Source organism: Sphingomonas sp. S2-65 (assembly GCF_021513175.1).
GTDB lineage: Bacteria > Pseudomonadota > Alphaproteobacteria > Sphingomonadales > Sphingomonadaceae > Sphingomonas.
In genome coordinates this window covers 109,854-135,098 of the sequence record NZ_CP090953.1, presented here as the reverse complement: position 1 = coordinate 135,098, position 25,245 = coordinate 109,854, and the positions used below count along the sequence as shown (strand labels likewise).

Genomic DNA, 25,245 nt, shown 5'->3' with positions numbered 1-25,245 from the left:
CGCAAGGGGGCTAGTCGGCAAAAGGCCGTAGTGCGGCCCGCGGCAGACAGTCGCGACAGCCGGCGGTGATGGTTAACCCGGCGTCGACCCTTAAGGGCCTATGACGTCCCTGATGCACGTTCCAAAGCTCTCGCACGAAGACCGCCGCTTCGTCTGGTTCGTCCTGTTGGGTGGCTTGGTGCTGCGGCTGGTCTGGCTGGTCCGCGTCCAGGGCCCCGTCGACGGCTTCTACACCACGGCTGAGGCGACGAACCTCGCGCTTGCGATTGCACAGGGCCGCGGGATCGCCGACGCCTATTTCCCTGGCTACGGACCGACCGCACATCTGCTGCCGGCCAGTTCGGCGATCGCCGCCCTTCCGATCTGGCTGTTCGGGGTGGGCCGAACTGCAGCGGTGGCGCTGCTGGTCTGGTCACTGGCCCAGACCGCAGCCGCTTACCTCCTCCTCCAGGCGCTGTTCCGCAGGCTAGGCAGCGATCCGCTGGTCGCCCGCTGGGGGTTGGCGCTGCTATGCCTCGCCCCGCCGTTCGTGCCGCAGGAAGTGCTGGACTTCCGTTTCTGGGAAGGCGCCGGCGCGGTATGCCTGGCCGCGGCGAACCTCCTGCTGATCCTGCGCTATCAGGAAGCCGGCGGCTTTGGCTGGCGCAGGATGCTGTTCGTTTCGGGCCTGTGCGCGCTCACCTTCTTCTATTGCCCACCGGTAGGATTGGCGGTCGACGCGTGCTGGGGATGGTTCGCGCTGACCCGCCTGCCATTTCGCCACGCGGCCCGGTTCGCCGTGTTGGCGGCCATCGCTCTCGCGCTTGTCCTCACCCCTTGGGCGATCCGGAACGCGCAGGTCATGGGCGCGCCAGTGCTGATCCGCAGCAATTTCGGCCTCGAATTCGCGCTCGCCAATCACCCCGGCGCCGTATCGGGCGCAAACCCCGAGCGGGTTTTCGCCCAGCGGCTCGACGAGATCCACCCCTATGACCCCCATGGCCGCGGCCAGGCGGCGCTCCGGGCCGCCGGCGGCGAAGTCGCTTATTTCCGCGAACTCGGCACTCGGACATGGCACTGGGTCGCCAGCCATCCCGTGGCTTTCGCGCGACTGACGCTGCGCCATCTGCGCGAGTTCTTCTTTCCTCGCGCATGGCAGATGTACTTCACTGGCTGGGAAGGCTTGCGTGACGCCCGCGCGCTGACGATCTCGCTGGTCAACCTGCTTGGCCTGATCGGCCTTGCGATCGGCCTGTATCGCCGCCGGCCCGGCTATCCGCTGCTCGCGATCTATGTCGGCGTCGTCGCGCTGCCCTATGCGCTGCTCCAGCCGATGTCGCGCTACATCTATCTGGTCTATGGCCTGCTTGGCTATCTGGCGGTTGAAGCGCTGATCACCGGCTTTCGCTACTATAGCGGCAGGAACGGTCCCGGCTGGGCCAGATAAGCCAGCCGCCGCATCTCGCGCCGCCCGCGAACGACCGTGTCCAGGATCAGCCCGCTGAACAGGTTCAGGAACGCCAGGATCATCAATCCGGTCGCGAGGATCGCGGTCGGGAAGCGCGGCACCAGCCCGGTCTGGACGTACGTCACCGCCAACGGAACGGCCAGGAGGACCGCCAGCAGCGCGAACAAGCTCGCGATCCACCCAAAGAAGAACATCGGCCTCTCATAGCGGTACAGCGTGACGATCGTGCGCAGGATACGGGCACCGTCGCGATAGGTGCTGAGCTTCGACGCCGAGCCTTCGACCCGCGCGAAATAGCGGGTTTCCATCTCGCCCACCGGCATCTTGAGTTCCAGCGCATGGACGCTGATCTCGGTCTCGATCTCGAACCCGGACGACAGCACCGGGAAGCTCTTCACGAACCGGCGCGAGAATACCCGGTAGCCTGAGAAGATGTCGGTGAAGCTGCGGCCGAAAAGCCCCGCCAGGAAGCCGGTCATCGCGCGATTACCCAGCACATGGCCGCGGCGATACGCCTCCGCCGCCTCATGCACCCTCGTGCCGACGATCATGTCCAGCCCCTCGCCGACCAGCCGCTCGACCATCGCGGGAACGACGCTGGCGTCATAGGTCGCATCGCCGTCCGCCATCACATAGATGTCGGCGTCGACATCGGCGAACATCCGCCGCACGACATTGCCCTTGCCCTGCATCCGCTCGCTGCGGACCACCGCCCCTGCTTCGCGCGCTACCTCGATCGTCCGGTCGCGGCTGTTGTTGTCATAGACATAGATGGCGGCACCGGGCAGCGCCGCGCGAAACGCGGCGACGGTCTGGCCGATCGCGGCTTCCTCGTTGTAGCAGGGCAGAAGAACCGCGACGCGGGGCATGTTGACCATCGAAACTCCCCGAACGGCGCATTCGACACCGTTCTTTCCTCAGCTCGGGGCAAAAGAAAAGCCCACTCTTCTCACCAAAGAGCGGGCTTTTCTCAGAATATCAGCACCCCGGCTTCACGCCGGGATGGCAAAGCCGTTGTCAGCCCTCGGCCTTCTTCTTTGCCGGTGCCTTCTTCGGCTTGGCGGGGGCTTCCTCGCCTTCGCCACCTTCCGCGGCCTCAACCTTCTTCGCGGGCGCCTTCTTGGTTGCGCCCTTCTTCGCCGGCTCGGCTTCGACCAGCTCGTCGGTCGGCGCTTCGACTACGGCGTCGGTCTTGGCGGGCGACTTCTTGGTGCCAGCCTTCTTCGCCGGTTCCTCCGCCTGGGGCGCGTCGTCCGAAGCAGCTTCCTCGGTGGCTACAGCCTTCTTGGCGGCCTTCTTCTTGGCCGGCTTGTGGTCGTGATCATGGTCATGATCGTGATCATGCACATGGGTGCCCGACGCGAAGCCGTCATCGCTCTCGATCGCGGCTTCCAGCTCTTCGCGAGTCACTTCGCGGTCGCTGATCTCCGCCTTCTCGAAGAGGAAGTCGACGACCTTGTCCTCGAACAGCGGGGCGCGCAGCTGGGCGGCGGCCATCGGCTCCTGCTGGACATACTGCATGAAGCGCTGGCGGTCCTGCGGGCTGTACTGCTGGGCGGCCTGCTGGATCAGCCGGCTCATTTCCTGCTGGCTCACTTCGACGCCGTTGGCGGTGCCGATCTCCGACAGGAGCAGGCCCAGGCGCACGCGGCGCTCGGCGATCTTGCGGTAATCATCGCGCTCGCTCTCCAGCTCGGCCTTGGCCGCTTCCGGATCGGCTTCATGCTCGGTCTCGTGCTGCAGCTGCTGCCAGATCTGGTCGAACTCGGCTTCCACCATCGACGGCGGCACCGGGAAGTCGTGGCCGGCGGCGAGCTGGTCGAGCAGCTTGCGCTTCATGTAGGTGCGGGTCAGGCCGTTGAGCTGCTGCTCGATCTGTCCCTTGAGCAGACCGGTCAGCTGCTCCAGGTCCTGGAGCCCCAGCTGCTTGGCGAAATCGTCGTCGATCTTGGTCTCGCCGGCGGTCTGCACCTTGGTGATCTTCAGCTCGAAGGTGGCGGGCTTGCCGGCCAGATCCTTGGAGCCGTAATCTTCCGGGAAGGTGACTTCGATCGTCTTCTCGTCACCGACCTTCACGCCGACCAGCTGGTCCTCGAAGCCCGGGATCAGACGGCCCGAGCCGATCTCTACGGCCATGTCGGTGCCGGTGCCGCCCTCGAAGGCGACGCCGTCGGCGGTCTTGCCGACGAAATCCATCGTCACCTGGTCGCCCTGCGCGGCGGCATGGCCTTCCTCGGCGTCGTTCCAGCCCTTCTGGTTGCTGGCGAGCTGCTCGAGCTGCTCGTTCACGGCCTCGTCGGCAACCGGCACGGTCAGCCGCTCGAGCTTCAGGCCATCGATCGACGGCGCCGGAACGTCAGGAAGCACTTCGAGCTCGACCTTGATCTCGGCGTCCTTGCCCGGGGCATAGTCGCCCTCCAGGCTCACCGACGGCTGCATCGCCGGACGGATCTTGTTGTTCGCGATCAGCGTCTGGATGCCTTCCTGGATCGCGTTGTTGAGCGCGTCCTGGGCCATCGCCTCGCCGTGCATCTTGCGCACCAGGTTCACCGGCACCTTGCCGGGGCGGAAGCCGGGCATGCGCACCTGGGGAGCGACCCGCTTCACTTCGGCATCGACCTTCGAATCGATGTCGGCGGCAGTGATGGTCAGCGTGTAGGCGCGCTTCAGCCCCTCGTTCAACGTCTCGACAGTCTGCATTCTCTCGGGCTTCCAAACAGTGAAAAGAGTGGGCGGCGTCCAGCACTGAAGTGAGCGGCGGTGCCTGGTGCGGGCGAAGGGACTCGAACCCCCACACCTTTCGATACCAGAACCTAAATCTGGCGCGTCTACCAGTTCCGCCACGCCCGCAGGGGCACCGCCGGTCGGGCGGCTCTATAGCAGTCATGGTGCACGGGGCAAGTCGCGAAGCAACTTGGGCGCCTCGCCCGGCGTTCAGGACGCGACAAGGAGAGCGACCATGCCCGTAGAACCACCGATTCCCCAGCCGAGCACGCCGCCCCAGGAGACTCCGGGCGAGCCCAGTCCGGGCACCCCCACGCCCGCCCCGCCCGAAACGCCGGTGCCACAGCAGCCGGAGCCCACCCAGCCAGGCCAGCCCTCCGCCCCCCCGCCCGAGATCAGTCCGCCAACCCCCAACATCGATGTGCCCTCGCCCCAGCCCGGCGGCGATCCCGGCTACGCCCCCGCCCAGCCCATGGCCTGACAGCACGAAGGAGTATCACGCATGACCGACAACAAGCTCGAAGGCGTTCCCCGCGGCCCCCTCACCGACGAGGCCGAAGACCCGCGCTCCGACATCGAGCAGGCGGTGCAGTCCCGCTCGGACGAAGCCGACGCTGCCGGCGGTGGCGCCAAAAGCGGCGTCGCGTCGGGTCCCGGTGAGGAGGACGGCGTCAGCGGCACCGCCGGCGAAGTGAAGAACCAGGACAAGATGCAGCAATAACCCCACTCGGAGCGCCCCGCCGCCCGACCAGCGGCGGGGCATCTCCTCAGTCCAGGCTCACATGGATCAATTGCGCTCCCTTCGTCGTTGCGCAAAGCGGTAGCTGCGTGCTTCCCAACCACAGAAAGAGCCTATGATCGAAAAGCACCTGCTCAAGCTTCGCGCGCGCGACGATATCAGCGCCGAGGAAGAACAGGCCATTCGTTCCGCCGTGAGCGAAACCGTGATGCTGCCGGCTGACCACACCTTCGTCACACCAGGCAAGGTGCTGGACCATTCGACGATCGTGCTCGACGGGATCCTCTGCCGGTACAAGGATCTGACCGACGGTCAGCGCCAGATCACCGAACTGCACGTCGCTGGCGATTTCGCCGATCTCCACAGCTTCACGCTGCAATATCTCGATCACAGCGTCATGACGCTTACGCCGTGCCGGATCGCCCGCGTGCCGCACAAGGCGCTGACCGCGATCACCGAGCGGCACCCGCACCTCACCCGCGTTTATTGGTTCAACACCAATCTCGACGCGGCGATTCACCGCGAATGGGAACTTTCGCTCGGCCGCCGCAGCGCGATCCAGCGTATCGCCCAGTTATTCTGCGAGATGCAGATCCGCCTCCAGATCGTCGGGCTAGCCTCGGAGCGCCACTATGACCTCCCCCTCACCCAGGGCGTGCTCGCCGAATGCCTCGGGCTCACTCCGGTACACGTCAACCGCGTACTCAAGGAGCTTCGCGAAACCGGGCTGGTCGAGTTCCGCAGTGGCCGCGTGACCATCCACGATCTTCCCGGCCTGCGCGACATGGCCGATTTCGACCCGACCTATCTTTATCTCGACCGGAAGCGGCCACGCTGAGGATCAGGGCGCCAACCGCCGCACGCTCAGTATCCTGACCGGCGCGGCCGGCACTTCGCCCTTGAAGCTGCCCGCCAGCGTCTTGGTCGGCGAAACCGGCGCGTCCATGATCTTCACCACCACGTCCATCCCCTCGACCACGCGGGCGAACGCGGCATAGCCCAGATTGTCGCCCGGGCGGCTCGGATCGGCATCGAACGAAGCCTGGTCGCCTACGCTGATCGTGAACTCTCCCCGCGCGGTCCCCGGCGCCAGCCGCGGCATCGACAGCGTTCCGTCAAGATGCTTCACGCCGGTCTGGCTGCTCGGCTCATGCTTGATCGGCGGGTACATCCTGGCCGGCGCGTTCTGCACGCCGAACTGCACGAAGCCGAAATGATCCTGCACCTTCACCGTGCGGTAAAAGCTGATCCCGTCCAGCCGCTTGGCATCGACGTACCGCAGGAAATTGCGCGCGCTGACCGGGGCCTTGTCGGCATAGACTTCGGCGACGATCCGCCCGGCACTGGTCTCGATCACGACGCGCGGATTCTCCGCAGGCCCGGTCTGCGCAAGCGCGGACGAGCCGATCAACAGGCACAGGAACGACAGGACCAGACGGTACATATACTCTCCGGCAGAGGTGGTTCACGAGGAACTTAGGCCAGACGCAGCAGCAGGGGAATGTCTGAAGCTGCGGGGCGAGCAGCTATCAAAGGTCATCCCAGGAGTTTGCGGATGATCTTCTTCATATCTGCAGCATAGAAGTGGGTCGACGCCCGATAAGGTGTGCTGCACGGCAGTGCCAGCACGCCCCCGCCCTTCAATCCAAGCATGACCTTTTTCCGCACACCACACGCCGCAACCATCGCGGGCAGAGCGTCGCCGTTGCCGAACACCGGTTTGCCTTCGATCTGCTCGACGTCGATGTCCACGCGCGTGGTTTTGCACGCCTTCATCCCATCGATCAGGATATTCCTGGCAGTGGGCGTCATGCTGCTGTCGCCATTGCAGTCATCCTTCACCAGCGTGGTTATCGCCTGCAACATCATCGCATCGATCTGGGCCTGGGTGGGAGGACGCCGCATGGCGAGCCGACCTGAGTCGAGGATATTCGCCCACGCATCCGGCATCGGCGCGGTCCCCGAAAGCAGGCTGGTCAGGACCCGCGGCTGGCACGGCTTGTCGCCGCATTCGATAGCGGAGGCAAAATCCGGCGCGGCACCGGCGCGAAGCTGGTTATAGAAGGCGTCTATCCTGCCGAAGGGGCTACCCTCGCCCTGCCGCGCGGCCAGCGCATAGACATAGGCGGGAAGACCGCAGCTATATTCCAGCCAATTGGCGGCAACCTCGTTCGCGGGGACCGCGCGCCAACTACGCTCCCGCGTCGCCAACATGCAGGTAGCAAGCGCATCGTCGAGCTCTGCTCCGGCCTGTTCGGGAGTCAGCCAGCCCCGCTCCAGCGATACCGCCCAGCGCAGAAACTCCGCGCCCCCCTCGTGGATCAGGCGCGCATCGCGATAGCCTTCCACCGCGTCTCGCATCTGAAAGCGGTGGCTCATCTCATGCGCCACGAGCTTGTTCATTTTGCGCTGGACTTCGGGGTCCGGTGCTGCGGGCCAGTTGAAGAGCGACAGCAGGAGGATCTCTCCCGCGCTTCCGCCAATATTCGGACCGCCCGGTTCGCTCGCCAGCGTTGCCGCGATGATTGGCCTTTTGAAGATCGCGTGCGGCATCCGCTGGTGGAGGAACGCGGCGGTCTCGTCCGCCACTCTGCGTATCTGCGCCGCCGCTTCGGGGCTGAGGGCCGGATCAAGATAATCGAGCCCCTGCGCCGCGGAGCGCGGTTTGAGAAACAGGAGCGCAGGCGCATCATCGTCGGTTGGCGCACGGCGGTCGAATGACGCACGTGCCGTTTCTACCGCGCCCGTGCTGGCGAAGCGGTACCGCACCGGTCCACATTGCGCACCGACTGCATAGTTGGACATGTGGGCGTAGACGGCCTCGCCCACCGGAAAGGAGCCAGGATAGCCCGTCACCTTGTCGCTCGTCACGGGAACCCGGAACCTCAGCTCGACCGGGGTCGATGCCGTGTGCGTGAGCGCGTCAGAACCCGCAATGCCGCCGTTGAGGGGCTGCCAACGCGATCGGATCGTGCCGGCACCGGGGCCATCCTTGAGGAAAGCGACCCGGGTACAGCCGGCCGGCAGACTGAAGCCGACAACGAGCGCGTCTGGCTCGGTGCGCTGCACGACCACCGAGACGCCAGCTTCGGGAACATGGGCAGTCGCTGGCGCGGCCGCGCAGAATGCGAGCACGAGCCCCGGATGAAGCTTTCCAGTCAAGCGCATGCATCCCCCGATCAAGATGACGCGTATTGCTCACCTAATACATCTGCGTCGACGTAGCGGTGTGCACAAGCAGAATGCAACAGGCTTGAGCCGCCACGCCCCTACGGACGCGGGGCCACCCCGTGCTTCGACTTGAACGAAGGGGAAGCACACGCCCGTGGCGCGCTTCCCCAATCGCTTCCTTACCCCGCCAGCGCCTTCTTCAGCAGCTCGTTGACCACCGCAGGGTTCGCCTTGCCGGCCATGGCCTTCATCGTCTGCCCCACGAAGAAGCCGAACAGCGCTTCCTTGCCGCCGCGATACTGCTCCAGCTGGTTCGGGTTCTTGGCCAGGATCTCGGCGATCACCGCCTCGATCGCGCCGGTGTCGCTGGTCTGCTTCAGCCCGCGCTCTTCGACGATCTTGCCCGGCGCGTCGCCGGTTTCCAGCATGATCTCGAACACCTGCTTGCCCAGCGATCCCGAAAGCGTCCCGTCGCCGACCAGCGCCAGCAGCTCGGCGCCCTGCTCGGGGCTCACCGGGCTCTCGTCGATGCCCTTGCCCAGCCGGTTGAGCGCACCGAACAGGTCGGAGATCAGCCAGTTAGCCGTCGCCCGCGCGACTTCCTGCTCACCCTTTTTCTGCACCCGCGCGCTCTCGGCCAGCAGCGCCTCGAACCAGCGCGCCGTGTCGGCGTCGGCGGTCAACACCGCGGCGTTGTACGCGCTTAGCCCCAGATCGCTCTCGTAGCGCCGGCGCTTGGCGTCGGGCAGTTCGGGCAGGCTCGCCTGGCACGCGTCGAGGAACGCATCGTCCAGCACCAGCGGCAACAAATCGGGATCGGGGAAGTAGCGGTAATCCTGCGCGTCTTCCTTGGAGCGCATCGACCGCGTTTCGCCGCGATCCGGATCGAACAGCCGCGTCTCCTGGACGATCCGCCCGCCGCTCTCCAGCACCTCGACCTGGCGCCGCGCCTCGAACTCGATCGCCTGCATGACGAAGCGCACCGAGTTGACGTTCTTGGTCTCGGTCCGCGTGCCGAGTTCGTCGCCGACCTTGCGCACGCTGACATTGACGTCGGCGCGCATCGACCCCTGGTCCATGTTGCCGTCGCACGAACCGACATAGCGCAACACCGAGCGCAGCTTGGACAGATACGCCCCGGCCTCGGCTGGCGAGCGCATGTCGGGCCGCGACACGATCTCCATCAGCGCCACGCCCGACCGGTTGAGGTCTACATAGGACCGCGTCGGATGCTGGTCGTGCATCAGCTTGCCCGCGTCCTGCTCGACATGGATCCGCTCGATGCCGATCGTCTTGGTGAAGGCTTCGGGATCCTTCTCGTCCAGGCTGATCTCCAGCGTGCCCTCGCCCACCAGCGGGTGGTAGAGCTGGCTGATCTGATAGCCCTGCGGCAGATCGGCGTAGAAATAGTTCTTGCGGTCGAAGCGCGACCATTTGTTGATCACCGCGCCCAGCGCCATGCCGGTGCGCACCGCCTGGCGGATGCACTCCTTGTTCGGGACCGGCAGCATCCCCGGCATCGCCGCGTCGACCAGGCTAACCTGGCTGTTAGGCTCGGCACCAAAGGTCGTCGCCGCGCCCGAGAACAGCTTGGCGTTCGACGTGACCTGCGCGTGCACCTCAAGGCCAATCACGACCTCCCACTCGCCGGTGTCGCCCTGAATACGATAGTCGCTCATCTTACCACCATGCCTCCGGCCGCGCCGTGAAGCCTGCCCGTTCCTCGATCGCCAGGCTCGCGTTCAGCACGCCCTGCTCGTCCAGCGGCTTGCCGATGATCTGGAGGCCCAGCGGAAGCCCGCTTTTGTCCAGCCCGCCGGGCACGCTCATCGCCGGCAAACCGGCCAGGCTCGAAGGTACGGTGAACACGTCGTTCAAATACATCGCCAACGGATCGGCCGACTTCTCACCCAGCGTGAACGCCGCGCTCGGCGCGGTCGGCGTGAGCAGCAGGTCGCACACCGTCCACGCATTCTCGAAGTCCTGCGCGATCAGCGTCCGCACCTTCTGCGCCTGGGTATAATAGGCGTCGTAAAAGCCTGCCGACAGCACATAGGTGCCGATCAGGATGCGGCGTTTCACTTCCTCGCCGAACCCGGCCGCGCGCGTCGCCGCGTACATGTCCTGCAGGTTCGCGCCCTCGGGCAGCTCGCGCTGGCCGTAGCGCACGCCGTCATAGCGGGCGAGGTTCGACGAGGCTTCCGCCGGCGCGATGATGTAATAGGCCGGCAGCGCGTATTTGGTGTGCGGCAGCGAGACGTCGACGATCTCGGCGCCCGCGTCCTTCATCCACGCGATGCCCTGCTGCCACAGCGCCTCGATCTCTTCGGGCATGCCCGCGACGCGGTATTCCTTGGGAATGCCGATCCGCTTGCCTTTCAGGTCGCTCGACAGCCCCGCTTCCCATTTGGGAACGGCTAGGTCGAGCGAGGTCGCGTCCTTCGGGTCGAAGCCCGCCATATGCTCGAGCATGATCGCGCAGTCGCGCACGTCGCGCGCCATCGGCCCGGCCTGGTCGAGCGACGAGGCGAACGCCACCACGCCCCAGCGCGAGCAGCGGCCATAGGTCGGCTTGATGCCGCTGATGCCGACGAACGCCGCCGGCTGGCGGATCGAGCCGCCGGTGTCGGTGCCCGTCGCGCCCGGCGCGATCCGCGCCGCGACCGCCGACGAGCTGCCGCCCGACGAGCCGCCGGGTGCCAGCGGCGCATTGCCGCCATCGTTGCGGCGCCAGGGCGAAATCACGTTGCCGAAATAGCTCGTCTCGTTGGACGACCCCATCGCGAACTGGTCGAGGTTGAGCTTGCCCAGCATCCCCGCGCCCGCATCCCACAGCCGCTGCGAGACGGTGGACTCGTACGGCGGCGTGAAGCCTTCCAGGATGTGGCTCGCCGCGGTGGTCTGCACGCCCTTGGTGGCGAACAGGTCCTTCATGCCGATCGGCACGCCGGCCAGCGGTTTGAGCGTCTCGCCCGCCGCGCGCGCATCGTCTGCAGCCTTGGCGGCGGCCAGCGCATGCTCGGGCGTCTCGACGATGAACGCATTGAGCGGCTTGGCCTTGGCCACCGCATCGTTGAACGCGGTCGCCACTTCGGTTGCGGAGAAGGTGCCTTCGCGAACGCCGTCGCGCAGCTGGGCGATGCCCAGATCGGTGATGCTGCTCATTCGACCACCTTGGGCACGGTGAAGAAGCCGTGCTCGCCCTGCGGCGCATTGGCGAGCACCGCGGCGCGCTGGTCGGGCTCGGTCACCACGTCCTCGCGCAGGCGCAGGCTGTTGGGGATCACGGCAGTGGTCGGCTCGACATTGGCGGTGTCGACCTCGCCCAGCTGCTCGATCCAGCCCAGAATGTTGTTGAGTTCGGGCGCCAGGCGCTCGGCATCGGCATCGCTGATCGCGATCCGGGCGAGGCTCGCCACTTTCTTCACGGTTGCAGTGTCTACGGACATGGCGTGCGGCTAGCATCACGCGAGCGCCACGCGCAACGCTAATATGGCCCCCCGCTTGCATCGGCAGCACCCATGTCGCACGGGTGAGCGGCCCCGCCCGTCATGCAGCCTCGCCCAAGGGAGACCGAGTTTGGCCAGGAAGTTCCTCTACGCCGTCGTATTCCTGGTAGTGCTCGCCCTCGCCGCCCTGCTCGCCTACCGCCTTTACGGCATCCAGCTGATGCGCCGGTTCATGGTGCCGTCAGGCGAGGTCGTGGCGCTGCAGCCGACCGGCGCCGACGCCTATGCCAGCCCCGACCTGTGGATCGCCCGGCCCGACAAGCCCGGCAATCCCGCGCTATGGACCCCGACCGGCTACCAGCCCGCCGCCGCGCCGAAGGCCGCGGTGTTCTTCATCCACCCGACCTCGTTCCTCGACACAAAGACCTGGAACGCCCCGCTCGACAATGCCGACGCCAACACCCGCGCCGCCCTGTTCCTGCGCGGCCAGGCCAGCGCGTTCAACGGCGTCGGCGCGATCTGGGCGCCGCGATACCGCCAGGCGACCTTCGGCGCGTTCCTGACCAACAAGGCCGCGGCAGCCCAGGCGCTCGACTTCGCCTATCGCGACGTGCTCGCCGCGTTCGACCGGTTCGTGCGCGAAGCCGGCGACCGCCCGATCATCCTCGCCGGCCACAGCCAGGGCGCGCTCCACTTGTCGCGCCTGCTGGTGGACCGCATCGCCGGCAGGCCGATAGCTCGCCGCATCGTCGCCGCCTATGTCGTCGGCTGGCCGGTCTCGCTCACCGCCGATCTTCCCAAGATGGGCCTGCCCGCCTGCGCCGCCGCCGACCAGTCCGGCTGCATCCTCTCCTGGCAGAGCTTCGCCGAGCCCGCCGACCCGTCGCTGATCGTCGACACCTTCGACGCGACCGCCGGCTTCACCGGCAAGCCCCGCGCTGGCACCCCGATGGTCTGCACCAACCCGCTGACCGGCAACCAGGGCGGTGCGGCCCCCGCCTCGGCCAATCTCGGCACGCTTATCCCGGACCAGAACTTCCAGTCGGCCCGCCTCGTCACGCAGTCGGTACCCGCCCGCTGCGAGGGCCGCGGCTTCCTGATGATCGGCGGCAGCGCTCCCGATTTCGGCCAGTATGTCCTGCCCGGCAACAACTACCACGTCTTCGACTACAGCCTGTTCTGGGCCAACACCCGCCAGGACGCCGAGCGCCGGCTAAAGGCATATGAGGCCGCGCGATGATCACCCTCGATGCCGCCGCCTACCATGCCGCCCTGCCCGCCGGCGGCCGCCTGCTCGGCCTCGACGTCGGCACCAAGACGATCGGCACTGCTTTGTGCGACGCCGGCTGGAGCTTCGCCTCGCCCGCACAGCTGGTCCGCCGCACCAAGTTCACCAAGGACAAGGCCGAACTCGCCACCCTCATCGCCGCGCAGTCGGTCAAGGGCCTGGTGATCGGCCTCCCCCTCAACCTCGACGGCACCGACAGCCCGCGCACCCAGTCGACCCGCGCCTTCGCCCGCAATCTCGACGACATGGGCGTGCCGATCCTGTTGTGGGACGAACGCTGGTCCACCGTCGCGGTCGAACGCACGCTGATCGAGCAGGATTTCAGCCGCGCCCGCCGCGCCGAGATGGTCGACAACATGGCCGCCGCGCACATCCTTCAGGCCGCGATCGACCGCCTCGTCAACGTCTGAGCGCGCTCGGCGGCGCGCACATGCTCGTCCCTCAGCTCCGGTCCAGCTGGGCCGCCGCCGACTCGACGCCGATCACGATCACGCTGAACAGCAGCAGTCCCTCGCTCGTGCTCACCTCGACCCGCAGATCCTGCCCGATCGCCCGCTCCGGCTGTGCCTGCAGCACTTCGCCCGCCCGGCGGATCGCATGCAGCCGCGCCTGGCCGACATCCGGCAGCTCGATATCGTCCAGTGGCTCCACGACTCCGTGTCGCAGCGTCAGTCGGAACACAGGCATACTGGCCCTCCACATGGTGGTTGACGTACGGCGCGACCCAGATCTCTAAGCTCCGATCGGGCCGCTCGGTTCCCGCGCGCCGCGCTATCGATCCCGTGCGGGGCCTGACCGATCGCTTGCGCCCCGCGCCGCCGCCCGCTACCCAGCGCCTTTAATGCACGCCTCCGACCACAGCCCCGCGGCCCAGCTTCCCGGCCGCGCCGCCTTTCCACACCGGCATCTGACCGGCATCGCCGGCCTCCAGCCGCACGAGATCACGTTCCTCCTCGACGAGGCGGAACAATGGGTCGAGGCCAACCGGACCCGCGCCAAGAGCGACAAGCGCCTCGAGGGCCTGACTCAGATCAATGCCTTTTTCGAAAACTCCACCCGCACGCTGCTATCGTTCGAGATCGCCGGCAAGCGCCTGGGCGCCGACGTCGTCAACATGCACGCCGCGCAATCGAGCGTGAAGAAGGGCGAGACCCTGATCGACACCGCCGTCACGCTCAACGCGATGCGTGCCGACGTCATCGTCATCCGCCATTCCAGCTCGGGCGCGGTCGACCTGATCGCGCAGAAGGTCGACTGCCCGGTGCTCAATGCCGGCGACGGCTGGCACGAGCACCCGACCCAGGCACTGCTCGACGCGCTCACCATTCGCCGCCGCCGCGGCCGCATCGGCGGCCAGCGCGTGGTGATCTGCGGCGACATCCTCCACAGCCGAGTCGCCCGCTCCAACATGCTCTCGCTCACCGCGCTCGCCGCCGAGGTGCGTGTCGTCGCCCCGCCCACGCTGATGCCCGCCGCGATCGAGCGGATGTACGTCCAGCCCTTCACCGACTTCGACGAAGCGCTCGAAGGCGCCGACGTCGTGATGATGCTCCGCGTCCAGAACGAGCGCATGTCCGGTGGCTACATCCCCTCCACCCGCGAATTCCACTTGCGCTACGGCCTCACTCCCGAACGCCTCGCCCGCGCCAAGCCCGACGCGCTCGTCATGCACCCCGGCCCGATGAACCGCGGCGTCGAGATCGATTCGAGCGTCGCCGATCACCCCGAACGCAGCGCGATCACCGAACAGGTCGAGATGGGCGTCGCCGTCCGCATGGCCTGCCTCGACGTACTGACCCGCAGGGCGCGCGGCGTGGAGGGCTGGGCATGAAGACCGTGTTCCTCAATGCACGCCTGGTCTGCCCCGCCAAGGGTGCCACGACCGGCGCCCTGCTGGTCGAAGGCGAGACCATCGCCGCCATCGGCGATTTCGAGATCCCCAGCGATGCCGAGCGCATCGACGTGCGCGGCAAGACCGTCGCCCCCGCGATCGTGGACCTCGGCGTGTTCGCGGTCGACCGCAAGGCCTCCCGCGCCGGAGGCATCGCCCGCGTCGGGCTGATGCCCGATCAGTCGCCGGTGCTCGACGATCCCGGCATCGTCCGCCGCGCCGCCCTTTCGGGCAAGCCGGCGCTCTGGGTCCACCCGCTCGCCGCCGCGACTCAGGGCCTCCAGGGCAGCGACCTCGCCGAAATGGCGCTCAACGCCTCCGCCGGCGCTCTGGCGGTCGCCACCGGCCGCCGCTGGATCGCCTCCTCGGGCACGATGCGCAAGGTGCTGGCCTACGCGCATGACTGCGGTCTCACCGTGGTCGTGCACGCGGAGGATGGCGGCCTCGCCGAGGGAGCCGCGGCTACCGAGGGAGAAACCGCCACCCGCCTCGGCCTGCCCGCCGCGCCCGCCATCGCCGAAGCGCTCGCCATCACCCGCGACGTGATGCTGGCCGAGGAGACCGGTGCGCGCATCCATTTCCGCCAGGTCACCACCGCCGCCGGGTTCGACCTGATCCGCGCGGCCAAGCGCCGCGGCGTTCGCGTCACCTGCGGCATCACTCCGGCGCACCTGCTGCTGTCCGACATCGCCGTCAGCGACTTCCGCACCTATGCCCGCCTCTCGCCGCCGCTGCGTGACGAAAGCGACCGCCAGGCGGCGCGCGAAGCCGTTCGCGACGGCACGGTCGACGTGCTGTCTTCGGGCCACGACCCTCGCGGCCCGGAGGAAAAGCGCCTCCCCTTCAACGATGCGGAGCCCGGCATGTCGGGCGCCGGCACCCTGCTCGCGCTGAGCCTCGGCCTGGTCCGCGACGAAGTCCTGCCGATCGAGCGCCTGTTCGCGCTGCTGGCGGCCAATCCCGCCCGCGTCCTCGGCCTGAAAACCGGCACGCTGGAGCCCGGCATGCCCGCCGATCTCATCGTCCTCGACGAAGGCGCCCCCTGGCTGATCGACGCCACCCGCATGGCCGCCCGCGCCGGCAACACCCCCTTTGACGGCCTCCCCGTCCAGGGCAAGGTGCTAGCGCTCTACAAGGGCGGCACCCCGGTCGCCTGACCGAACCCCCCTCCTCTCCTGGTCACGAGCGATAGAGTGGAGCCCTTCAATCCTCCCCCGCCAGGGGGAGGTGGCAGCCCCGCGCCAACGGGGATGACGGAGGGGGAGGTAAGCAATCAGCCAGCGGGGCTTCCTCCCCCCATCATGCTGCACATGCCATCGCCGCCTTGGGAGAGGAGCATAAAAGGATACCCGGCGCACAAAGAGAAACGGCCGAGGCACTAAGGCCCCGACCGCTTCGCTTACTCCATCCCCGTCAGTGCGGCGCCGTCAGCGCGACGCCACCTGCGTCCGTCCCTTGACCCACGCCGCGACCTGTTCCCCGGCGGTGCCGCGTACGAAACAGATGCCGCCGCTCGCCTTTACCTGGCGGCACAGCGCGTTGGCGTCCTGCCGGGCGAAGCCGCCGACCGACAGCCGATAGAAGGTCCCGGCTGCGGTCGAAACGTTCATGCCCTGCGGCGTCACGCCGGCGAGCCCGGGCACCCGGCGCGCATAGCGGGCCCAGCCATCCCGCGCGACCGCGGCATTGGCATAGGCGCCCAGCTGCACGTAATAATTCCCGGCCTGGCGGCTCGCCCGCTCGGCTGCCGGCTTCGGCGCGACCGCCTTGGCCACGCGCACGGGCTTGTCGGCCCGCATCGAAGCGGCGGGCGCCGCTGCGGCACGAGCGGCAGGCACCGAAGCGACGCGGACCGCCGCCACCGGCTGCACCACTTCGCTGCGCGCGCCGAACACCACCTGCGGCCCGGTACCGGCGACCTGCACCGGCTCGGGCGCAGCCTCGGCAGGCGCTTCGGCGGGAGCGGCGTCCGCCAGCACGGCGCCGGCATTGGCCGGCACACCGGGCATGAACTGATCGACCGACGATGCGGCGGGCGCCGGCGCTGCGGCCACCGCCACATTGGGTTGCTGCGACAATGCCAGCGCGACCGGCTGGCCGGCATCCGCCACCGGCTGCACGTTCAACAGCGACGCGACCTGGTCATAGGCGTTGGTCGGCCGCGCGAACTGCACCCAGCCGGCAAGCCGCGCCTGCAGCTGGTCGGGCGACACGTCCATCGCCGCGATCTCGGCGGCTTCCTTCCAACGCCCGGTCAGCGCCAGGCTCAGCGCCAGGTTCTGCCGGGTCTTGGCGGTCGCGCTCGCGTCGCGCGCCGCCGGCATCAGGATGTCGACCGCGGTCACCGGATCGCCCGCCAGCGCGAACGCCAGTCCGCGATCGCTTGCCGGGATCTGCGCGGCATTGGCCTGCAGCATCGCCCGCGCACCCGCCCAATCGCCCTGCGCGATCTTGGCGAGCGACAGGTTCAGCGCCACTGCGCCATCCTGCGGGTTCAGCGTCAGCGCGTCGCTCAGCGCCTGCGATGCCGAAGCGAACCGCCCGGCGAGCAGATAGGCCTGGCCCAGCAGCGCGCGGTATTCGGCGTTGGTCGGATCGTTCGCGACTGCGATTTCGGCCTGCTGCACCGCCTTGTCGCCCTGGCGCTTGGCCACTGCCTTGCGCGCGGCATTGGCCGCCGCCGCCCCCTTCTTGGCGCTCGGCGCGTTGGCGGCAAAGGCCGAGATGGTCAGCCCCTGGCTCGCCATGCCGGCGACGGCCATGCCGCCCAGCGTGAGCGCGGACAATCCGAATTTGATCTTGCGGGTGTTCATGGTCCTGTCCTTCACCCCTGGGGCTTGGTCGAGCCGACCTGACGCGCCAGCGCCTCGACGTCGGTGAGAGATTCGAGAAATTGGTCCAGCGCCTGGCACACCAGCTGCTGCGCCGAACGGCGCGTCACCACCGATGCCAGCCGCAGCCGAAGATGCCGTTCCTGGTCGAGCCGGAGCGTGAAGGCGGCCTTGGTCTTGCGTGCGGAAACTTCGCGGACGACTTGCACGATCGCGCTCGGCAGAGCCTCTGCCGTGGGTAGCGCTACCGGAGCGGGTGCCACGGCCTCGACCGGTGCCTCCGCGGCCGCGGCCAGGACTGGCTCGGCAGCCTGCGGCTCCAGAGGAGCATCTGCCTGAACTTCGGGGGCCTGAACTTCGGGGGCCGGTGCTTCGGCCGCGCCGAACTGCTTGCCGAGCATGTCACGCTGGCGCAGCACCACGGGCTTGCCGCGGGGCGCAGGCACGGGCTCGCCGCCCAGGTCCGGGTACAGGGCGTCGTCGCCCATGTCGTTCCAGCCGAGATCGTCCTGCGCGGTCGCGGGGTTGAGCCCGACAAAGCCTTGCGGGCGCATCGCTGGGCGGGCGTGCCCCTTGCGGGCGAGCAGGCCCGAGGAGAGCGAAGCCATCGGCTTGGGATTGCTGATCATCGTGGGTTCCTCAGCTCACCACGCGGCGGCCAAAGCCGCCCGCGGGCCGGGGCGTGCCGAAATGCGCCATCGCTGCGGGAGCGGTGAACACGGTGCGGCGGAAATTCTTCTCGAGCCGGTCGCAGATATAGGTCCACAGCGCAGTGACTTCCGCCGCGGACTTTCCGCGCGGGTCGGTCTCCATGACCGTGCGCCCGTCGATCATCGACGCGGCGAAATCGGTGCGGTGGTGCAGCGTGATCGGCGCCACCGTGCCGTGCTGGGACAGTGCCACTGCGGCTTCGGAGGTGATTCGCGCCTTCGGAGTCGCGGCGTTGACCACGAAGATCAGCGGCTTGCCGGCGCGCTCGCACAGATCCACCGTGGCACCCACGGCGCGCAGATCGTGCGGGCTGGGGCGAGTCGGGATCACGATCAGCTCGGACACCTGGATCACGCTTTGGATCGCCATGGTGATCGCGGGCGGCGTATCGATCACCGCCAGCTTGAAGCCTTGCTGGCGCAGGACCTCCAGGTCCCCCGCCAGTCGCGCGACCGTGGTCTGCGCGAACGCCGGCAGGTCGGTGTCCCGCTCGTTCCACCAGTCGGACAGCGACCCTTGCGGATCGATGTCGATAAGGACGACGGGGCCGTGGCCGGCCAGCTGTGCCTGCACCGCCAGGTGCCCGCTCAGCGTGGTCTTGCCCGATCCGCCCTTCTGCGATGCCATCGCCAGAACGCGCATGTAGCCCCTCGATCCCTCCGGTAAGTGCAGCCTGCCCAATGCCATGCCCGGCTCTAAGAACAGGTTAACGCGGGCCGGGGCCGTCGCTGTGGGGCCTTGCGCGATGGCTAAGGAAATCTTTGCCAAATGCAGGTTAACTGGCATTTTAGGACGATGGGCACCGCCGCCTCGGGCATTTGGCCGGAACGTGGCTGGGCGGTGCGTATGGGGTGGATGAAATGAAGCTGTTGCCGATCCTCTTGGCTGCGGGCGCGCTGCTCGCGACGACGCCCGCCCTTGCCCAGGACGACCCGGTCAAGGCCGGGGTCGAGGCGTATGAACGCGGCGAATACCGCGCCGCGGTCGAGCGCTGGCGCGGTGCCGCAAACGCCGGCAATGCCGACGCGCAGTTCAACCTCGGCCAGGCCTATAAGCTCGGCCGCGGCGTGCCGGTCGATCTCGCGCTCGCCGAGCAATGGTATGGCCGCGCCGCCCGCCAGGGGCACGAACAGGCCGAGGCCAATTACGGTCTCGCCCTGTTCGAGAACGGCCGCCGTCCCGAGGCGCTGCCCTGGCTCGAGCGCGCCGTCGCCCGCGGCGACGCCCGCGCCCAGTACGTCCTGGGCATCATGCTGTTCAACGGCGACGGTGCCGCCAAGGACTGGGTGCGCGCTTATGCGCTCACCGTCCGCGCCTCGCACGCCGGGCTCGACGCGGCGTCCAAGGCGCTGGCCCAGATGGACCAATATGTGCCCGTCGACGACCGGCAAAAGGGGCAGGCGCTCGCCCGCCGCATGGAGCAGGATTATGCCCGCGGCCCCCGCCCGCTTCCCCCGGTCCAAGTCGCGGAAGCAGCCCCCCCGCCGCCGCGCGCTGTCGCCGTCAAGCCCGCGCCGTTCGCAATTTCCCCCGAGACCAGGCGCCCGGCGCCCCGCCCCACCCCCGCACCTCGCCCTGCCCCGGCGCGCGACGGCGGCTGGCGCGTCCAGCTCGGCGCGTTCGGCGATCCCGGCAACGCCCGGCGCCTGTGGGGCCAGGTCTCGGGCCGCTTCTCGGGCCGCCAAGCCTATTACGTGAAGGCCGGCAGCCTCACCAAGCTGCTGGTCGGCCCCTACGCCTCGCGCGCCGAGGCCGCGGCATCCTGCGCCCGGGTCGCGCCCTGCGTGCCGGTGCCGCGCTGAACTAAGCGATTGCGCGACGCGGGGCCTTCTGCGACTCTGCCGGACCATGCCCAAGCACATCCTGCTGGCCGCCGGCGCGGCCCTCGCCCTTCTCGCCCCCGGGCTCGCTTGTGCGCAGGGGCAGGACGGCCCGCGCGAGCCGCGCCGCATCCGGCTCGCGCTCGGGCCGCAATGGGTGCCGAGCTACCCCGGCTCCGACGAGCTCAAGCTCCGCCCGCTGATCGACGTGTCGACCACGCGCGGCGACCGCCCCTTCGCCTTCGAGGCGGCCGACGAAAGCGCCGCCATCCCGCTGATCCGCACCAGCGGCATCGCGATCGGCCCGACCTTCAACATCGAGGGCAGCCGCCGCCGAGAGGAAGTCGACGCGCCGATCGACGAAGTCGGCACCACCATCGAGCTCGGCGGCTTCGCCCAGGCCTGGCTAGCCCCCCAGCTGCGCGCGCATGCCGAGCTGCGCCAGGGCGTCAACGGCCATGGCGGCCTCGTGAGCAACCTCAGCCTCGACTATGTCGTGCGCGACGGCGACCGCTGGCTGTTCTCGCTGGGCCCGCGCGTCTCGCTGTCCGACAGCAAGTATCAGCGCGCCTATTTCAGCGTCGATCCCCGCGAGTCGGCGGCGACCGGGCTGCCGCAGTTCCGCCCTCGCGGCGGCGTGCACGCGGCGGGCGCCAGCGCCACCGCGCTCTACCAGCTGACCGACACCTGGGGCCTTTACGGCTATGTCAAATATGACCGGCTGGTCCGCGACGCCGCCGATTCGCCGATCACCCGCGCTTATGGTTCGCGCGACCAGTTCTCGGGTGGTCTCTCGCTCAGCTTCACCTTCACCCGCTGATCGGCCCGGCCTAAGGGAGGCGCCATGCACCTCCCGTTCGAGCTCGTCGCCGGCCTGGCCGCCATCGCCTTCCTCGCCGGCTTCATCGACGCGCTGGCCGGCGGCGGTGGGCTGCTGACGCTCCCCGCGCTGCTCGCCGCCGGCATCCCGCCGGTCTCGGCAATCGCCACCAACAAGCTCCAGAGCAGCTGCGGCACCGGCGGCGCCTTTCTCGCCTTCGCGCGCAAGGGGCATATCGACTTTCGCCGCTTCGGCCTGCCCGCCCTGTGCGTCTTCATCGGCTCCGCGCTCGGCGCCTATGCGCTCCAGTCGATCGACTCGTCCTTCCTTTCCGCGCTGATGCCGCTGCTGCTGGTCGCGATGGCGGTCTATTTCCTGCTCGCTCCGCGCATGGGGGAGGAGGACCGCCATGCCCGCCTCGGCCCTGCCGCGCTGCTCCTCCTGCTCGCCGCGATCGGCTTCTACGACGGCTTCTTCGGCCCGGGCACCGGCTCGTTCTTCACCACCAGCCTGGTCGCGCTCGCCGGCCTGGGGCTCGTCCGCGCCATCGCCCATGCCAAGTTCCTCAACTTCGCCAGCAACATCGCCGGCCTGCTCGTGCTGATCGTCTCGGGAAAGGTGCTGTGGGTCCTCGGCCTCGCCATGGCGGCCGCCTCGGTCGCCGGCAATCAGCTCGGCGCGCACTCCGCGATGCGCTTTGGCGGCCGCGGCGTCCGCCCGCTGCTGGTGGTCATGTCGCTGGCGCTCACCGCCAAGCTGCTCGCCAACCCGGCCAATCCGCTGCGGCTCTGGCTGGGCTACTGACCGCCCGTTCCGGGCATCCCCAGCCCCGCAACCCCGGCAGCGGCGATGCAAAAACCGCTCTGGTGTTACGCCTCTGAAACAAGGTTGATTCGATCGTCCACTAACTTTACGGACATACCGGCTATCAATCACGCAAAAGGGTGACGCATTATGAAGAAGATTTTTGCCGCTGCAGTCGTCATCGGCGCACTGTCGCTCTCGGCTTGCAACAACAGCGCGCGCGAGCAGGCTGCCGACAACATCGAAGCGAACGCTGAAGCAGTAGCGGACAATCTCGAAGACGCCGCCGACAACGTCACGACGACCGGTGCCGAGGCCAGCCTCGAGAACCAGGCCGACGCAGTGCGCGCCGACGGCGAGAACAAGGCGGACGACATGCGCACCCATGACGCCGACACCAACCTGTCGAACGGCATCTGATACCTGGCCGACGAACGGGGAAACCTGTTCGCACCTAGTCAGATCGACCGGAAGGGGCGTCCGCGAAAGCGGGCGCCCCTTTTTCTTCGGCCCCTTTTCCTATCCGCTCCCGTTCCCAGCGTGGGCCGGTCGGGTTCCCCCGGTCAGCGGCCGACGTCGACGCCCCTGCTCACGTCATAGTGCAGCCGGTTGCGCTCGATTTCCTCGATATGCTCCCCCGCCCAGGCTCCCAGCTCGCGAAGCGGTAGCGCGAGCGAGTGCCCCAGCACGGTCAGCGCATATTCGACTTGCGGCGGCACTGTCGGATGCACGGTGCGGCGCACCATGCCGTCGCGTTCCAGCGCCTTGAGCGTGCGCGTCAGCATCTGCTGCGAGATCCCGCCGATCGTGCGCTTGATGTCGTTGAAGCGCCGCGGATGCTCGATCAGCGCCCGCACCACCATCACCGTCCACTTGTCGCCGACGATGTTCAACACTCCGCTCAGCTTGCGGCAGTGGTCGCTCGTGCAGACGGGGGCAGCCCTATCCATGTGACCTGGTCCTAGAAATATGCGTTCTTGGCGGCGCGGTACTGGTCACATAGCTGACCCTGGTCACAAATCCAGACCGGAGATCACCAATGAACGTCCTGCATATCGACTCCAGCATCATGGGGGCTGGATCGGCCAGCCGCGCGATCTCCGCCGCTGTGATCGAACGGTTGCGCGAAACCGATCCGGGCATCGGCGTCGTCTATCGCGACCTGGTGGCCGAACCGCTCGCCCATTTGACGCTCGACACCTTCATGACGCTCGATACCGGCGCGGACGTTCAACAGCTCCTCGACGCCGATGTCGTCGTGATCGGCGCGGGCTTCTACAATTTCTCGATCCCCAGCCAGCTCAAGGCGTGGATCGATCGCATCGCCGTGCGGGGCAAGACCTTCGCTTATGGCGAGACCGGTCCGGTCGGCCTCGTCGCCGGCAAGCGCGTGATCGTCGCCCTGGCGCGCGGCAATGTCTATCATGACGGCGCGCCCTATGCCGCCTTCGAGCATGCCGAGACGCTGCTGCGGTCGGCCTTCACCTTTATCGGCGTCACCGACCTCCACTTCATCATCGCCGAGGGACTGGGACGCGGCGAAGACGCGCGGCGTGCAGCGATCGACGCAGCGCTGGCCGAGGTCCGTCAGCTGTCACCGGTTGACGACACCCGTGCCGAGCTGACCGCTTGACCGACCCGGCCTGACACCGTCTGCGCGGAGCGGTGTTTCCGCGGTGCCTCGCCACCGAGCACCGCGGCGACTCTGCTCCGCCTTTAGCGCACCCAGTCGCGCATCGGCACGCCTTGTGCCCATAGCAGCGCATCCAGCGGCGCATGGTCCAGCCGCACGCCCGCGGCCGCCGCGACGATCGGCTTGGCGCGGTATGCCACCCCCAGCCCCGCGCGGCGGATCATCGCCAGGTCGTTGGCGCCGTCCCCCACTGCCAGCGAGGCTTCCGGCGCCAGCCCGCGTTCCGCCAGCGCACCCAGCAGCGTCGTCTCCTTGGTCGTGCTGTCGACGATCGGCTTGGTCACCGTACCGGTCAGCACGCCCCCGGCGATCTCCAGGACGTTGGCGATCACGCGCTCGAACCCCAGCCGCTCGCCCACCGGCTCGGCGAAGCGGGTGAACCCGCCCGACACGAGAATAGTCATCGCACCGTGCGCGCGCATCGTCTTCACCAGCGTGCTCGCGCCCGGCGACAACCGCACCCGTTCGTCCAGGCAGCGGTCGATCGCACCTTCCTCCAGCCCCTCGAGCAGCGCCACGCGCGCGTCCAGCGCCGCGGCGAAGTCCAGCTCGCCACGCATCGCCCGCTCGGTTACTTCGGCGACTTGCGCCTTGATGCCGGCATAATCGGCCAGCTCGTCGATGCACTCCACCGTGATCATGGTGGAATCCATGTCCGCCACCAGCAGCATCTTCGCACGGCCCGCCTGGGGCTGGACGATCACGTCGGTGGCCGGAAACGCCCCTTCCAGCGCTGCGCGCGCCGCCTGCGGATGCGACATGAACAGCAGGTCGGCCGCGCGTCCCTCGTCGATCCAGTGCCAGGCGCCCGGCGCACAATCCACGCCCGCCAGCCGGTCGGCTGCCTCGCCAAGCTGCCCAGCGGTCAACCCCTCTGCTATAAGCGTCGCGATGAACATGACTTCCCCTGCCGATAGCCCTGAGCGCCCAATGGTCGCGCTCATCGCAGGGCCGACCGCGAGCGGCAAGTCCGCACTCGCGCTGGCGCTGGCGCGGAAATATCGCGGCACGGTCATCAACGCCGATTCGATGCAGGTCTATGCCGATCTGCGCATCCTCACCGCCCGCCCCAGCGAAGCGGAGGAAGCCTCCGTACCGCACCGCCTGTTCGGTCACGTCGACGGTGCCGAGCCCTATTCCGCCGCGCGCTGGGCGGTCGAGGCGCGCGCCGCCATCGCCGAAGCGCACCAGCAGGGCCGTCTCCCCATCCTGGTCGGCGGCACCGGCATGTATCTGCGCACCCTGCTCGACGGCATCGCGCCGGTGCCGGAGATCGACCCCGCGATCCGTGCCGAAATCCGCGCGCTCCCGGTGGCGCAGGCGCATGTCGCGCTTGCCGCGCTCGATCCCGAAGCCGCCGCGCGGCTCAATCCAGCGGACACCCTGCGCGTCGCCCGCGCGCTCGAAGTGGTGCGCGCGACCGGCAAGCCCCTCGCCGCCTGGCAATCCGATCGGGTCGGCGGCATCGCCGGTGAGATCCGCCTCGCCCCGCTGGTCCTGCTTCCCGATCGCGATTGGCTCGGTGCGCGTATCGATTACCGCTTCCGCCTCATGGTCGATCAGGGCCGCGAGGAAGCCGCCGCGCTGCTCGCGCGCACCGATGTCCCGCACGACGCTCCGATATTGCGCGCGATCGGCGTGCCCGAAATGCGGGCATTACTTGCCGGCGAGATCGACGCCGACCAGGCTGTGGCGCAGGGCGCGCTTGCCAGCCGCCAATATGCCAAGCGGCAATATACCTGGTTCCGCCGCCAGCCGCCGCCGGATTGGCGACGCGAAAACGAGACAGAAACAAACAAGCTGATGGCCACATTTGAAACTAAGTTGCTTTCATAGGGCTTGACGCGTAGTTTTTGT

27 protein-coding genes and 1 tRNA gene are annotated in these 25,245 nt (G+C 68.0%); 14 read left to right on the top strand and 14 right to left on the bottom strand.

The window, feature by feature from the left end:
• The first annotated feature begins 112 nt into the window (after positions 1 to 112).
• Positions 113 to 1,426: a hypothetical protein gene (locus LZ586_RS00720; protein ID WP_235077808.1), complete on the top strand. Its 1,314-nt coding sequence runs from the start codon at positions 113 to 115 to the stop codon at positions 1,424 to 1,426.
• Here the strand turns inward: LZ586_RS00720 and LZ586_RS00715 are convergent.
• From LZ586_RS00715 to LZ586_RS00705, 3 genes are all read right to left on the bottom strand, one after another.
• Complete coding sequence (locus LZ586_RS00715; RefSeq protein ID WP_235077807.1) at positions 1,390 to 2,325, bottom strand: glycosyltransferase family 2 protein; 936 nt, start codon at positions 2,323 to 2,325, stop codon at positions 1,390 to 1,392. The genes LZ586_RS00720 and LZ586_RS00715 overlap by 37 nt on opposite strands.
• Positions 2,326 to 2,464: 139 nt before the next feature.
• Positions 2,465 to 4,147, bottom strand: coding sequence for a trigger factor (gene tig / locus LZ586_RS00710; RefSeq protein WP_235077806.1), 1,683 nt, complete (start codon positions 4,145 to 4,147; stop codon positions 2,465 to 2,467).
• 65 nt (positions 4,148 to 4,212) lie between these two features.
• Positions 4,213 to 4,297: transfer RNA gene (locus LZ586_RS00705), tRNA-Leu, on the bottom strand.
• Between the two features lie 109 nt (positions 4,298 to 4,406).
• Between LZ586_RS00705 and LZ586_RS00700 the strand changes: the two genes are divergently transcribed.
• The 3 genes from LZ586_RS00700 to LZ586_RS00690 all read left to right on the top strand — a co-directional run bounded on the left by LZ586_RS00700 (position 4,407) and on the right by LZ586_RS00690 (position 5,748).
• The gene (locus tag LZ586_RS00700; protein WP_235077805.1) at positions 4,407 to 4,652 is read left to right on the top strand and encodes a hypothetical protein; all 246 of its coding nucleotides are present in this window, start codon (positions 4,407 to 4,409) and stop codon (positions 4,650 to 4,652) included.
• A gap of 21 nt (positions 4,653 to 4,673) precedes the next feature.
• Positions 4,674 to 4,892, top strand: coding sequence for a hypothetical protein (locus LZ586_RS00695; protein WP_235077804.1), 219 nt, complete (start codon positions 4,674 to 4,676; stop codon positions 4,890 to 4,892).
• A 133-nt stretch (positions 4,893 to 5,025) separates the two neighbouring features.
• The gene (locus LZ586_RS00690) at positions 5,026 to 5,748 is read left to right on the top strand and encodes a Crp/Fnr family transcriptional regulator (RefSeq protein ID WP_235077803.1); all 723 of its coding nucleotides are present in this window, start codon (positions 5,026 to 5,028) and stop codon (positions 5,746 to 5,748) included.
• A 3-nt stretch (positions 5,749 to 5,751) separates the two neighbouring features.
• Here the strand turns inward: LZ586_RS00690 and LZ586_RS00685 are convergent, their stop codons facing one another.
• From LZ586_RS00685 to gatC, 5 genes are all read right to left on the bottom strand, one after another.
• Positions 5,752 to 6,354 carry a peptidylprolyl isomerase gene (locus LZ586_RS00685; protein WP_235077802.1) on the bottom strand — a complete coding sequence of 201 codons (603 nt, stop codon included), beginning with the start codon at positions 6,352 to 6,354 and terminating at the stop codon, positions 5,752 to 5,754.
• Between the two features lie 92 nt (positions 6,355 to 6,446).
• On the bottom strand, positions 6,447 to 7,979 hold the full coding sequence (locus LZ586_RS00680) for a hypothetical protein (protein WP_235077801.1): 1,533 nt from the start codon (positions 7,977 to 7,979) through the stop codon (positions 6,447 to 6,449).
• 281 nt (positions 7,980 to 8,260) lie between these two features.
• The gene (gene gatB / locus LZ586_RS00675) at positions 8,261 to 9,760 is read right to left on the bottom strand and encodes an Asp-tRNA(Asn)/Glu-tRNA(Gln) amidotransferase subunit GatB (RefSeq protein ID WP_235077800.1); all 1,500 of its coding nucleotides are present in this window, start codon (positions 9,758 to 9,760) and stop codon (positions 8,261 to 8,263) included.
• A gap of 1 nt (position 9,761) precedes the next feature.
• On the bottom strand, positions 9,762 to 11,246 hold the full coding sequence (gatA, locus tag LZ586_RS00670) for an Asp-tRNA(Asn)/Glu-tRNA(Gln) amidotransferase subunit GatA (RefSeq protein WP_235077799.1): 1,485 nt from the start codon (positions 11,244 to 11,246) through the stop codon (positions 9,762 to 9,764).
• A complete protein-coding gene (gene gatC / locus LZ586_RS00665) occupies positions 11,243 to 11,530 on the bottom strand; it encodes an Asp-tRNA(Asn)/Glu-tRNA(Gln) amidotransferase subunit GatC (RefSeq protein ID WP_235077798.1) in 288 nt (95 codons plus the stop codon). The genes gatA and gatC overlap by 4 nt, the downstream gene beginning before the upstream one ends.
• A gap of 130 nt (positions 11,531 to 11,660) precedes the next feature.
• Between gatC and LZ586_RS00660 the strand changes: the two genes are divergently transcribed.
• Together LZ586_RS00660 and ruvX are read left to right on the top strand one after the other, a co-directional pair.
• Entirely contained in the window at positions 11,661 to 12,770 is a 1,110-nt protein-coding gene (locus LZ586_RS00660; protein ID WP_235077797.1) for a DUF3089 domain-containing protein, read from the top strand.
• Positions 12,767 to 13,228: a Holliday junction resolvase RuvX gene (ruvX, locus tag LZ586_RS00655; protein WP_235077796.1), complete on the top strand. Its 462-nt coding sequence runs from the start codon at positions 12,767 to 12,769 to the stop codon at positions 13,226 to 13,228. The genes LZ586_RS00660 and ruvX overlap by 4 nt, the downstream gene beginning before the upstream one ends.
• A 31-nt stretch (positions 13,229 to 13,259) precedes the next feature.
• Here ruvX and LZ586_RS00650 read toward each other — a convergent pair whose 3' ends face one another.
• The gene (locus LZ586_RS00650) at positions 13,260 to 13,505 is read right to left on the bottom strand and encodes a DUF6894 family protein (RefSeq protein WP_235077795.1); all 246 of its coding nucleotides are present in this window, start codon (positions 13,503 to 13,505) and stop codon (positions 13,260 to 13,262) included.
• Positions 13,506 to 13,659: 154 nt separating this feature from the next.
• On the opposite strand from LZ586_RS00650, the gene LZ586_RS00645 reads away from it, so the two are divergent.
• Positions 13,660 to 14,649: an aspartate carbamoyltransferase catalytic subunit gene (locus LZ586_RS00645; RefSeq protein WP_235077794.1), complete on the top strand. Its 990-nt coding sequence runs from the start codon at positions 13,660 to 13,662 to the stop codon at positions 14,647 to 14,649.
• Positions 14,646 to 15,866, top strand: a complete 1,221-nt coding sequence (locus tag LZ586_RS00640; RefSeq protein ID WP_235077793.1) for a dihydroorotase — start codon at positions 14,646 to 14,648, stop codon at positions 15,864 to 15,866. Before LZ586_RS00645 ends, LZ586_RS00640 begins: the two co-directional genes overlap by 4 nt.
• Positions 15,867 to 16,136: 270 nt before the next feature.
• Here LZ586_RS00640 and LZ586_RS00635 read toward each other — a convergent pair whose 3' ends face one another.
• From LZ586_RS00635 to LZ586_RS00625, 3 genes are read right to left on the bottom strand one after another with little or no spacing between them, the layout of a single operon-like run.
• Positions 16,137 to 17,522, bottom strand: coding sequence for an SPOR domain-containing protein (locus LZ586_RS00635; protein ID WP_235077792.1), 1,386 nt, complete (start codon positions 17,520 to 17,522; stop codon positions 16,137 to 16,139).
• Between the two features lie 11 nt (positions 17,523 to 17,533).
• Positions 17,534 to 18,169: a hypothetical protein gene (locus LZ586_RS00630; protein ID WP_319938028.1), complete on the bottom strand. Its 636-nt coding sequence runs from the start codon at positions 18,167 to 18,169 to the stop codon at positions 17,534 to 17,536.
• 10 nt (positions 18,170 to 18,179) lie between these two features.
• Positions 18,180 to 18,893, bottom strand: a complete 714-nt coding sequence (locus LZ586_RS00625; RefSeq protein ID WP_235077791.1) for a ParA family protein — start codon at positions 18,891 to 18,893, stop codon at positions 18,180 to 18,182.
• 218 nt (positions 18,894 to 19,111) lie between these two features.
• Between LZ586_RS00625 and LZ586_RS00620 the strand changes: the two genes are divergently transcribed.
• The 4 genes from LZ586_RS00620 (at position 19,112) to LZ586_RS00605 (ending at position 22,115) form a co-directional block, all read left to right on the top strand.
• Positions 19,112 to 20,053: an SPOR domain-containing protein gene (locus tag LZ586_RS00620; protein ID WP_235077790.1), complete on the top strand. Its 942-nt coding sequence runs from the start codon at positions 19,112 to 19,114 to the stop codon at positions 20,051 to 20,053.
• Between the two features lie 46 nt (positions 20,054 to 20,099).
• Entirely contained in the window at positions 20,100 to 20,891 is a 792-nt protein-coding gene (locus LZ586_RS00615) for a MipA/OmpV family protein (RefSeq protein WP_235077789.1), read from the top strand.
• 24 nt (positions 20,892 to 20,915) lie between these two features.
• Complete coding sequence (locus LZ586_RS00610) at positions 20,916 to 21,695, top strand: TSUP family transporter (RefSeq protein ID WP_235077788.1); 780 nt, start codon at positions 20,916 to 20,918, stop codon at positions 21,693 to 21,695.
• A gap of 150 nt (positions 21,696 to 21,845) precedes the next feature.
• Positions 21,846 to 22,115, top strand: coding sequence for a hypothetical protein (locus LZ586_RS00605; protein ID WP_235077787.1), 270 nt, complete (start codon positions 21,846 to 21,848; stop codon positions 22,113 to 22,115).
• 143 nt (positions 22,116 to 22,258) lie between these two features.
• Here the strand turns inward: LZ586_RS00605 and LZ586_RS00600 are convergent, their stop codons facing one another.
• The gene (locus LZ586_RS00600) at positions 22,259 to 22,645 is read right to left on the bottom strand and encodes a winged helix-turn-helix transcriptional regulator (protein WP_235077786.1); all 387 of its coding nucleotides are present in this window, start codon (positions 22,643 to 22,645) and stop codon (positions 22,259 to 22,261) included.
• 89 nt (positions 22,646 to 22,734) lie between these two features.
• Here LZ586_RS00600 and LZ586_RS00595 point away from each other — a divergent pair, with 89 nt between their 5' ends.
• Positions 22,735 to 23,328, top strand: a complete 594-nt coding sequence (locus LZ586_RS00595; protein ID WP_235077785.1) for an FMN-dependent NADH-azoreductase — start codon at positions 22,735 to 22,737, stop codon at positions 23,326 to 23,328.
• An 83-nt stretch (positions 23,329 to 23,411) separates the two neighbouring features.
• Here the strand turns inward: LZ586_RS00595 and serB are convergent, their stop codons facing one another.
• Complete coding sequence (serB, locus tag LZ586_RS00590) at positions 23,412 to 24,287, bottom strand: phosphoserine phosphatase SerB (RefSeq protein WP_235077784.1); 876 nt, start codon at positions 24,285 to 24,287, stop codon at positions 23,412 to 23,414.
• Between serB and miaA the strand changes: the two genes are divergently transcribed.
• Positions 24,286 to 25,224, top strand: a complete 939-nt coding sequence (miaA, locus tag LZ586_RS00585; RefSeq protein WP_413777350.1) for a tRNA (adenosine(37)-N6)-dimethylallyltransferase MiaA — start codon at positions 24,286 to 24,288, stop codon at positions 25,222 to 25,224. The genes serB and miaA overlap by 2 nt on opposite strands.
• Positions 25,225 to 25,245: the final 21 nt, after the last annotated feature.

Coding starts and splice junctions, on each gene's coding strand:
- LZ586_RS00720 (WP_235077808.1), top strand. CDS start 113: ATGCACGTTCCAAAGCTCTCGCACGAAGACCGCCGCTTCGTCTGGTTC.
- LZ586_RS00715 (WP_235077807.1), bottom strand. CDS start 2,325: ATGGTCAACATGCCCCGCGTCGCGGTTCTTCTGCCCTGCTACAACGAG.
- tig (WP_235077806.1), bottom strand. CDS start 4,147: ATGCAGACTGTCGAGACGTTGAACGAGGGGCTGAAGCGCGCCTACACG.
- LZ586_RS00700 (WP_235077805.1), top strand. CDS start 4,407: ATGCCCGTAGAACCACCGATTCCCCAGCCGAGCACGCCGCCCCAGGAG.
- LZ586_RS00695 (WP_235077804.1), top strand. CDS start 4,674: ATGACCGACAACAAGCTCGAAGGCGTTCCCCGCGGCCCCCTCACCGAC.
- LZ586_RS00690 (WP_235077803.1), top strand. CDS start 5,026: ATGATCGAAAAGCACCTGCTCAAGCTTCGCGCGCGCGACGATATCAGC.
- LZ586_RS00685 (WP_235077802.1), bottom strand. CDS start 6,354: ATGTACCGTCTGGTCCTGTCGTTCCTGTGCCTGTTGATCGGCTCGTCC.
- gatB (WP_235077800.1), bottom strand. CDS start 9,760: ATGAGCGACTATCGTATTCAGGGCGACACCGGCGAGTGGGAGGTCGTG.
- gatA (WP_235077799.1), bottom strand. CDS start 11,246: ATGAGCAGCATCACCGATCTGGGCATCGCCCAGCTGCGCGACGGCGTT.
- gatC (WP_235077798.1), bottom strand. CDS start 11,530: ATGTCCGTAGACACTGCAACCGTGAAGAAAGTGGCGAGCCTCGCCCGG.
- ruvX (WP_235077796.1), top strand. CDS start 12,767: ATGATCACCCTCGATGCCGCCGCCTACCATGCCGCCCTGCCCGCCGGC.
- LZ586_RS00650 (WP_235077795.1), bottom strand. CDS start 13,505: ATGCCTGTGTTCCGACTGACGCTGCGACACGGAGTCGTGGAGCCACTG.
- LZ586_RS00645 (WP_235077794.1), top strand. CDS start 13,660: ATGCACGCCTCCGACCACAGCCCCGCGGCCCAGCTTCCCGGCCGCGCC.
- LZ586_RS00640 (WP_235077793.1), top strand. CDS start 14,646: ATGAAGACCGTGTTCCTCAATGCACGCCTGGTCTGCCCCGCCAAGGGT.
- LZ586_RS00635 (WP_235077792.1), bottom strand. CDS start 17,522: ATGAACACCCGCAAGATCAAATTCGGATTGTCCGCGCTCACGCTGGGC.
- LZ586_RS00630 (WP_319938028.1), bottom strand. CDS start 18,169: ATGATCAGCAATCCCAAGCCGATGGCTTCGCTCTCCTCGGGCCTGCTC.
- LZ586_RS00625 (WP_235077791.1), bottom strand. CDS start 18,893: ATGCGCGTTCTGGCGATGGCATCGCAGAAGGGCGGATCGGGCAAGACC.
- LZ586_RS00620 (WP_235077790.1), top strand. CDS start 19,112: ATGAAGCTGTTGCCGATCCTCTTGGCTGCGGGCGCGCTGCTCGCGACG.
- LZ586_RS00615 (WP_235077789.1), top strand. CDS start 20,100: ATGCCCAAGCACATCCTGCTGGCCGCCGGCGCGGCCCTCGCCCTTCTC.
- LZ586_RS00610 (WP_235077788.1), top strand. CDS start 20,916: ATGCACCTCCCGTTCGAGCTCGTCGCCGGCCTGGCCGCCATCGCCTTC.
- LZ586_RS00605 (WP_235077787.1), top strand. CDS start 21,846: ATGAAGAAGATTTTTGCCGCTGCAGTCGTCATCGGCGCACTGTCGCTC.
- LZ586_RS00600 (WP_235077786.1), bottom strand. CDS start 22,645: ATGGATAGGGCTGCCCCCGTCTGCACGAGCGACCACTGCCGCAAGCTG.
- LZ586_RS00595 (WP_235077785.1), top strand. CDS start 22,735: ATGAACGTCCTGCATATCGACTCCAGCATCATGGGGGCTGGATCGGCC.
- miaA (WP_413777350.1), top strand. CDS start 24,286: ATGACTTCCCCTGCCGATAGCCCTGAGCGCCCAATGGTCGCGCTCATC.
- serB (WP_235077784.1), bottom strand. CDS start 24,287: ATGTTCATCGCGACGCTTATAGCAGAGGGGTTGACCGCTGGGCAGCTT.